This is a genomic window from Plebeiibacterium sediminum (assembly GCF_026013605.1).
In the GTDB taxonomy this organism is placed as follows: Bacteria; Bacteroidota; Bacteroidia; order Bacteroidales; family Marinilabiliaceae; genus Saccharicrinis; species Saccharicrinis sediminus.
On record NZ_JAPDPJ010000113.1, the window covers coordinates 1 to 8,713 of the forward strand.

At 33.8% G+C, this 8,713-nt stretch carries 10 protein-coding genes; 5 read left to right on the forward strand and 5 right to left on the reverse strand.

The window, feature by feature from the left end; genetic code table 11:
* Positions 1-106: 106 nt before the first annotated feature.
* A complete protein-coding gene (locus tag OM075_RS23510; protein WP_363321654.1) occupies positions 107-361 on the reverse strand; it encodes a Txe/YoeB family addiction module toxin in 255 nt (84 codons plus the stop codon).
* Between the two features lie 5 nt (positions 362-366).
* The gene (locus tag OM075_RS23515; RefSeq protein ID WP_301193005.1) at positions 367-621 is read right to left on the reverse strand and encodes a type II toxin-antitoxin system Phd/YefM family antitoxin; all 255 of its coding nucleotides are present in this window, start codon (positions 619-621) and stop codon (positions 367-369) included.
* A 398-nt stretch (positions 622-1,019) separates the two neighbouring features.
* On the opposite strand from OM075_RS23515, the gene OM075_RS23520 reads away from it, so the two are divergent.
* From OM075_RS23520 to OM075_RS23540, 5 genes are read left to right on the forward strand one after another with little or no spacing between them, the layout of a single operon-like run.
* On the forward strand, positions 1,020-1,724 hold the full coding sequence (locus OM075_RS23520; protein ID WP_301193006.1) for a 4Fe-4S dicluster domain-containing protein: 705 nt from the start codon (positions 1,020-1,022) through the stop codon (positions 1,722-1,724).
* Positions 1,714-2,760 carry a heterodisulfide reductase-related iron-sulfur binding cluster gene (locus tag OM075_RS23525; RefSeq protein ID WP_301193007.1) on the forward strand — a complete coding sequence of 349 codons (1,047 nt, stop codon included), beginning with the start codon at positions 1,714-1,716 and terminating at the stop codon, positions 2,758-2,760. The genes OM075_RS23520 and OM075_RS23525 overlap by 11 nt, the downstream gene beginning before the upstream one ends.
* 15 nt (positions 2,761-2,775) lie before the next feature.
* On the forward strand, positions 2,776-3,810 hold the full coding sequence (locus OM075_RS23530; protein WP_301193008.1) for an FAD-dependent oxidoreductase: 1,035 nt from the start codon (positions 2,776-2,778) through the stop codon (positions 3,808-3,810).
* The gene (locus tag OM075_RS23535; protein WP_301193009.1) at positions 3,803-4,150 is read left to right on the forward strand and encodes a 4Fe-4S dicluster domain-containing protein; all 348 of its coding nucleotides are present in this window, start codon (positions 3,803-3,805) and stop codon (positions 4,148-4,150) included. Before OM075_RS23530 ends, OM075_RS23535 begins: the two co-directional genes overlap by 8 nt.
* A 4-nt stretch (positions 4,151-4,154) precedes the next feature.
* A complete protein-coding gene (locus tag OM075_RS23540) occupies positions 4,155-5,996 on the forward strand; it encodes a (Fe-S)-binding protein (RefSeq protein ID WP_301193010.1) in 1,842 nt (613 codons plus the stop codon).
* Positions 5,997-6,155: 159 nt separating this feature from the next.
* Here the strand turns inward: OM075_RS23540 and OM075_RS23545 are convergent, their stop codons facing one another.
* From OM075_RS23545 to OM075_RS23555, 3 genes are all read right to left on the reverse strand, one after another.
* The gene (locus tag OM075_RS23545; RefSeq protein ID WP_301193011.1) at positions 6,156-6,800 is read right to left on the reverse strand and encodes a response regulator; all 645 of its coding nucleotides are present in this window, start codon (positions 6,798-6,800) and stop codon (positions 6,156-6,158) included.
* A gap of 159 nt (positions 6,801-6,959) precedes the next feature.
* Positions 6,960-7,895: a sensor histidine kinase gene (locus OM075_RS23550; protein ID WP_301193012.1), complete on the reverse strand. Its 936-nt coding sequence runs from the start codon at positions 7,893-7,895 to the stop codon at positions 6,960-6,962.
* Between the two features lie 197 nt (positions 7,896-8,092).
* Positions 8,093-8,713, reverse strand: a 621-nt coding sequence (locus OM075_RS23555; protein WP_301193013.1) for an Abi family protein, incomplete at its 5' end; no start/stop codon positions are given.

Sequence of the window (8,713 nt, forward strand, 5' to 3'; positions counted from 1 at the left end):
ATTATTGGGAGCAATGCGTATCGCTTCTAATTGATTATTTGGGCTTTCTGTAAAATGGTTGTTTAAGTAATCAACGGTCATTTTACCTGCGTTTTCTAAGACTTTCTTAATAGTGGTAACGGCATTGAAGTATATATAAAGTATCATTCTCAACTTTATACACTAATCTATCAGAATGATTAATTCTTCTCGACCACCAACCTGTAAGGTTATTCTTTAAAGCTTCAGGCTTACCGATACCAACAAAAGGCGTTCGTTGACATTCTTTTATAAGAAGATTGATTTTTTTGAGTATTTTTTTGTCTTTTGTTTGCCAATAAAGATAATCCTCCCAAGCTTCGGGCATCCAAACTATTTTCATAGGATTTAATCTTCAATTAATTCATGTTCTTCCCCTTTACCTTCATTGTAGGATTTAAGAGCTGAGTTGATACGAGCTGCATTATTAGGACTAGATAACAGATGTAATGTCTCTTGCATTCCTTCATAATCAGACATTGACATAACAACAACATCTTCACCTTTTGAACGTTTAACAAATAAAGGTGCATGAGTTTTTAGAATTGAATCCAAATGACTCTTTAAGTTTTGTCTAAAATTTGAATAGGTTGTTATTTCCATTTCTTATTCGTTTAATTTATTTAACAAATATACAAATTAAAACCACATTGTACAAGTAGTTGTACAATTATATAGAGCGTTATATTTTTCTATAGTTTAATTATGATATTTCGAGATTGTTTATAATGTAAGTAAGTATGCATACTTACATTTCGTTAATTAAATAAGAGTGACTTTCGTTCTATTTCCCTCGTTTTGTTGAGACTCTATTCTTAACGAAGTAACGGTTTCTTTAAATTTATTCATTATTATGATATTAAATCTACGTTGGCTGATATTTGGTTAAATATCTATGTGTGAATCTATTTGAGGCTATTTTGTGTCTACGCATATACACGTATCATAAAATATGATATTATACTGTTCTAATTCTCGGATTTAGAATAAAACTTTGTGCAATGAAATCTCTCACTCATTTATTAAATAAAGATGTTCGGCTTAAAGAAGGACTGAATGCATGTATGAATTGCGGTATTTGTACTGCCATTTGTCCTGCTGCTGAGTATTTTGAGTATGACCCCAGAACCATTGTTAATGCTGTTCAATCTCATAATGAAGAAATGATTCAAAAGTTGATTGAAAGTGATACAATATGGATGTGTGGTCAGTGTATGTCGTGTAAAACCCGTTGTCCCAGAAATAACTGTCCGGGATTGATTATAAATATCCTGCGCAAAATTTCTCAGGAAACCGGGGCTTTTATTAAAAGCAGATTGGGCCGCCAACAATTCTTACTTGTGAAAACTATTGGAGCAAATATTCTTAAATACGGCTATTGTGTTAATCCTCATAGTGTAATTCCTTCTGGACATCCCGAACAAGGGCCTGTTTGGGAGTGGATTTACGAAAACAAAGAAAAGGTATATGAACGGGTAGGTGCAAATTTGGATAAGGAAGGTGCCGGAGCCATGCGAAAAATAGATCAGGAGGATTTAAATGATCTGGACTACATATTTACCGAGAGTGGAGGAAAACTCTTATTTCAGACCATAGAAAAGTACAGTATGAAAAAGGCATTTGAGCTGGGATTTACCGATAGTAAAGGGAATCCTGATATGGAAAGATATATTGATTATTTACAAAATGAGGATGATGAAGAATGATCATACAAGCAAGGTAATAGCTGAGGATAACTATTACTTTTTACGAAGCTGTATCCGTCAGAATTTTTTCCCGGGAGCAGAAAAAGTATTTCTGGATATATTAAGAAATAAACTGGGAAAAACGGTCATTGACGATCCGCATCATACCACTTGTACCGGTATAGGCTATCATAGTGATATTGTACCTTTTGATACCTATCAAACTACCGTAGCCCGACAATTTGCTTTAATGACAGAACTGGGAGTGAAGAATGCTGCAGTTTCTTGCATTACTTCCTATGGAGGATATAATGAAGTGCTGGAAACCTGGGAGCATTTCCCTGAACAGGAAACTCAGACTCGCGAATTTTTAAAAAAAGCTACAGGAAGAGTATTTGATATACCCGAGAACATCTCACATGCGTGCGATATTATTTATAAATACCGAAATGAAATTGCTCAATTAGCAAAATATAAACTGGTTAACAAACATACAGGTACACCTTTAAAGGTAGTGGATCATATTGGTTGTCATTACGCTAAAATATTCCCTGATAAAGGAGTAGGAGGTGCCGAGAAATCAACTGTATTAACTGCTATGGTTAAAGCGTGGGGTGGTGAATCGGTTGATTATCCTGAGCGTCGCCATTGCTGTGGCTTTGGTTTCAGGCATTACCTGATTAAAAATAACAGAAGTTATTCCATCTCAAATTCTAAAAAGAAGTTTGAAAGTATGGAGCCATACAAACCGGATTTCATTGTAACCAATTGCCCTGGCTGTAATATGTTTTTAGACCGATGGCAATATGCTTTGGCGCAGATTGAAGGAAAAACATACAGTGGAGATAAAAATGGGATTCCAGTATTGTCGTATGAAGAGTTAGCAGGTCTTGTTTTAGGGTATAATCCATGGGATATGGGTTTTCAGATGCATCAGGTAAACATTGAACCATTGTTGGATAAAATAGGTGTCGTGTATAATCCTGATGAAAAATATCTCGATATTAAAGGAAATCCCATAGGTGAACCATTGTTTTCAGGTTGTTTGAATGAATAGTGTAAGCATTAGAATATGAATATAAAGAAACAAGTTGCGATTATTGGTGGAGGCATTGCAGGATTAGAAGCCGCATCTGTATTAATAAAACAAGGTTTAAGCGTTACTATATTCGAAAAGCAAAATAGGGAAGGAGGAATGTTGAATCATTGGAGTAAGTTATTTCCTGATTTTGCTTCATCCAATCAAATATTAGATCAATATAAAGTAAAAAGAAATAATCTGAATGTGTTTTACAATACTCAAATATCATCCATCAAGCCAAAAGATAATAAGTTTGAAATTTCTGATAACTGCAATTTGAAATTTTATGCAGATTCTGTGCTTTTGTCAACCGGCTATAAAGTATTTGACGCTACATTAAAAGAAGAATACGGATACGGATTATTTTATAATGTGATTACTTCTGTTGATTTTGAAAGAATTCATAAATCAGGTGAGTTATTAAAAACAGCATCAGGAAAACAACCTAAGCGAGTTGCTATTATTCATTGTGTAGGCTCCAGAGATGCCAAAGTAGGTAATACGTATTGTTCAAAGGTTTGCTGCATTACAGGTGTAAAACAGGCTATAGAGATCAATAAAATGTTGCCCGATTGTGAGGTGTTTAACTTTTATATGGATCTGCGTTTGTATGGTTCAAAATACGATGCTCTTTATCTTGAAGCTCAAAAACGACATAAAATACAATTCATCAGAGGGCGTTTATCCGAAGTGTCTGAAAAAGAAGACATGAGTCTTCAGATTAAAGCAGAAGATACACTGCAAGGCAGGCCTCTGAGGATGAATGTGGATATGGTCATCTTACTTGTAGGAATGGAAGCTGATGAGCTGAATCCGGATTTATGCAAACAAACCAATTTACAGCTTGATGAAAATAGGTTTTTTAAATCAAAGAACATGCAAACAAGCAGATGTGGTTCAACACAGATAGGTGTCTTTTTATCTGGTTGTTGTATTTGTCCCATGACTGTGAATGAAACGCTGGATAATGCCAGATCGGCAGCCTTTGAGGTGGTTAATTATTTAAACTCAGACGCACATGAATAATCTGGATTTTCTCAAACCCAAATCGCGTCAAATTGACTTTGATAAATTTGATAACCGGATATTGGATTATGTGTTAGAGCGGGAAGAATCCTTTTTAACCTGTATGTCGTGTGGTGGTTGTACTGCAACATGTAGCGCCGGTAATTTAACGAGTTTCAATATCCGAAAAATTGGTTTGTCCTTACGCCGGGGAAACGTCAAGGATCTGTCAGAAGAAATTGAGAAATGTATGTTCTGTGGAAAATGCACTTTAGTATGTCCGCGTGATATTAATATTCGCAATGTGGTTCTTTTAATTAAAAAGCGTATTGCTCAATTGAAATCAGATAATGCTTTATAATACAATGGATATACTTGTTAGCTTGCCGTTTTTTATTGGTTTGATATATCTGGTATTAGCCTTTTTATATCGAAGTGTAAAATGGATCAAAGGATTATCGAAATTTGATAAGCTTCGGTTGATGCAATCAATGATTAGCAAACGATTATTTAATTCCATTCGTGAGATATTCTTAGAATCTTTATTACACCGAAAGATATTTAGAAAAAACAGAGTACTGGGCTATATGCACATGAGTTTAGCTTTTGGTTGGTTTTTATTGATAATTGTAGGTCATGTTGAAACCATGATAGCTGATCAATCCCTTTTGGTTCCATTCCATAAAGCTGTATTCTTCCGCTTTTATAATACTAATGAGGATTTCCAGTTAACGAAGTTTTTTGCTTTTGCAATGGATTTTCTTTTGCTGTTTGTGCTTTCCGGGTTAGTACTCGCCATGCTTAAACGTTTTAAAAAGAAAGTATTTGGACTTAGACGAACAACAAAGCTAAAATCAGGCGACAGAATTGCATTAACCTCTTTGTGGTTAATATTTCCGTTACGATTACTGGCAGAAAGTAATACTGCAGCTATCTACCATAATGGTGGATTTTTAACTTCAGGAGTGGGACATCTGATGTCATATTTAGTAAATCCAGATGTGTTATACATAGCATTATGGATGGCTTACTCAATGGCACTGGGTTTCTTTTTTGTTTCCTTGCCTAACTCAAGGTACATGCATATCCCTACCGAGGTTGTTTTAATATTTTTGCGAAATGCAGGTATCAAGCATAAAAAGCAAAACGACACGTATACTGATGTTCAGGTATATTCATGTTCGCGCTGTGGATTGTGTTTGGATAGATGTCAATTATCCGTTGCCGGGATAGATGATTCACAGTCGGTTTATTTACTTAAAAACATTAGAAATAATAATCTGAGTGATGAAAAGTTATTTAATTGCCTGATGTGCGGTAAATGCCAGATCGATTGTCCTGTGGGTATTGAAACCATTAACTTAAGAATCACACAACGCATTGAATCAACCAGGCAGTATAATTCATCATACGAGTATCTTAAAACCTATGAATCCCCAAAAGCCGATGTGATATATTTTGCTGGTTGCATGACGCATTTAACTCCCGGGATTTTTACTGCAATGAAACAGATTTTTGCTTTGTCGGGTCAGAATGTATGGTTTATGGATGAGGATAAAGCCCCATGTTGCGGGCGACCGCTCATTTTAGCAGGACAATACGAAGCTGCAAAAAAGTTAATAGAAAACAATACCCAAATGATATTGGATTCAGGAGCATCAACATTGGTGGTGTCTTGTCCTATTTGCTACCGGGTATTTAAGGAGGATTATACATTGCACAATGTTAACGTTGTATTTCATTCAGAATATATTCAAAATCTGATTTCAGCCGAAATTCTACCTGTCCAAAAATCAGAACTTAAAATGGTTTATCATGACCCATGTGAGTTAGGCCGTGGAATGGGCATGTATGAACAACCCCGCGAATTATTAAAATTAGTAGGGAATGTTATTCCATTAAATGAAGAAAAGGAAAATGCTTATTGTTGTGGAGGTAGTTTAGGTAATATTAAAATCAAAGCAAATCAAACTCATCTTTTACGAGATCAGGCTTTAAGTGAATTTAAAGCCCTTAATCCTGATATATTAGTAACCACATGTCCTAAATGTAAAAAAACATTTGCAAGCGGACGAAAAATTAAAGTTATGGATATTGCCGAGATAGTTGTTGATGTATTGGTTAAAGGTGAAGATAAAAGAACAATTATACCAAGAGAAGAAATTATAGAGGAAGCATCGTTAAAATCTGATTTGGTGAAATTATAGAACTCTACAGATCATGGAAAATAAATGATTTGCAGCTCGCTTTTTCTGTCAACGTATTACGCTAATTATCACGAATTAATAACATCTTTATATTTTATGGAAATTCATCAAACATTACATTGTATGTTAAAATAATTCGCATTAATTCGATGATAAGCATCAAATCTCAAAATACTTATTCTTAATGGCAAAAATCACCAGCTCAGCTGTATTACCACATTGAGTTTTAGATAAAAGGTTTTCTCTGTGTTTATCAACAGTTCGTTTGCTGATATTTAGTTTCTCACCAATTTCCTGGTTCGATAAACCCAGACAGATGTTGAGCAATACCTCCATTTCTCTTTTGGTAAGCTCGTCAATATCCGGTTGATTTTGTTTCCTATTCATTTTGGTAACAATGGAGGACAAGATTTCAGGTGAGAAGTAATTTCTATCGTTATATACCTCTAAAATAGCCGTTTCAACATCGTTAAACTTTGAGTTTTTGACTAAAAAACCTTTGGCGCCGGCTTCAATCATCTCGGTATAAAAATTCTCATCCGAATACATCGAAAGCGCTATGATTTTTAAATCCGGGACTAGTTTTAATGCCTGTTGAGTAGCCTCTATACCATTTAAAACCGGCATATCAATATCCATCAAAACCACATCCGGAAAATACTCGCTAACATGATCCAAAAAATCCTGTCCATTAACAGCCTCCCTGATTTCAGATATGTATATGCTATTATTCAATAAAAATTTTAAGCCTTCTCTAAACAGAGAATGATCATCTACTAGATATATTTTGAGTTTATGTTCCATTTTATTAGATCAATAGGTTTTTAGATCATTTGGTCATTAGATTAATTGAGCTCTATAGAATTGTTAAGCTGTTTATTTGTCGAATTGTTGATTTGTGATTAATCACCAAATCATTATTTAAACCTTTCACCCTCAACTTTTCCACCTTTCACCCTCTTATTATAAAGGTAACTTAATGCTCGCTTTAAATCCGTTATTAAAGCTACTTGTAATACTAATAGAACCGTTTAAAGATTTAACACGGGATTTAATATTAATGATACCCATACCTTTTTTAATATTAGAAGTGTCAAAACCTTTACCATCGTCTGTGTAATTAAATTCAATATGGTTTTTGTCTTCTGTTATTGAAATATCTACTTGTTGTGAATGGGCATATTTAAGTGTATTATTTATTAATTCGCAACAAATCCGATAAAGAATCACTTCAAGATCTGAACCATACCGTAGTTTTTCAATGTTGGTAGATAGGTTGATTTTTATTGATTCTTTTGATACAATATTATTAATAAAGTTTTTAATGACCTTATGTAATCCATAACGTTCCAAAACGTGGGGAGTAAGATGATTTGAAATTTCTCGCGTGGTGTCAATGGCATTATCCACCATATTTTCAACCTTGTCTAACAATAGCGTATTCCTTTCCGAAATATTAGTTTTGTCGATAGCTGAAATGGTCAATTTAGCCGATGATAAAACCGGACCTAAACCATCATGTAATTCTTTGGAGAAGTATTTACGTTCTTTTTCTTCAGTTCTGATAATGGCAGAAAGCAGTTTAGCCTCGCTTTCTTTACGTAATTGATGAATTCGGTTTAAAACCTCAAATATCTTACGAATATAGATGGAAGCCACAAGCATGGTCAATGAAATAACGACTGCAATCCAACTATTCAAAATTGATATATCATCAGAGGGAGCATCTTTATAAAAGTAAAGTAGTTCAACAAACCTACGGATAGCCATCAATAAAAAGCCAATAGAAATACTAATCCAGGCTATATTAAACCTGGTTTTTGGTATTAAACTGATCGTAAAGAAAAATGCAACAAATTGAGCAACAACAGCAACAATTAAAGCAATTTGAATTTCCATACCACAAAGTTATCAGAATAGTACTTTAGAAATATACGTTTTTATGCGTATTTGGGATTGGGTGGATTTGAGGAATGGTATATTTTAATATAGAATGGGTCTAAATTTCGTTAATTGACGAATTTGTTATTTATTTATTGAAGGGAGAAGTTTAACCAAGTTCCGGTGGTTTTGCGTTTTATGAGACTATCTTAATATTAATTTCTTACATAATATCTAAAACCTTTTTTTTTTATTTCTGCTTTCTCTTTAGTTAATTTGGATTGAACCCACATAGGTTCATTTTCCCAATTTTTAGTAAACCCAAGAGCATTTTTATCTATAATAGGATATTTATCAAATAAAATATTTAGTTTTTCTAGAAATGTATTATTAGGGTTTATTGATTGTAAAAGATATTGAATCATACAAATCGCAAAATATGTTCGATTTTTAATAGATGATGGATCTTCTGTTCTGCTATCAATAGTTTCAAAATTCACAATCCATGGGTATTTAGTTTTTTTGGGAAATTCGGCTTTAATAGCTAGTTTTTTATTCCATAGTCTACTGTGATGAGCACATGTATTTCTTAGATATACAATTGAATGAAGCCAAGATTGGAAGACCTTATCGTTAAGGCCATAAGTTTTTGCAATGTTTCGTTTAGTCATACCTGGCTTAATGATGCTGTATACCCAGGATAAGTTACCAAATGAACAAACTTCTAAAGTAATCCAACTTGGAGGGAATTCATCAATATAAGTATTATTAAACTCCTCTAAAAAAACTTCCTGACTTCTTTTTAGTTCCCCAAATATTTTACTAACAGTAGATGT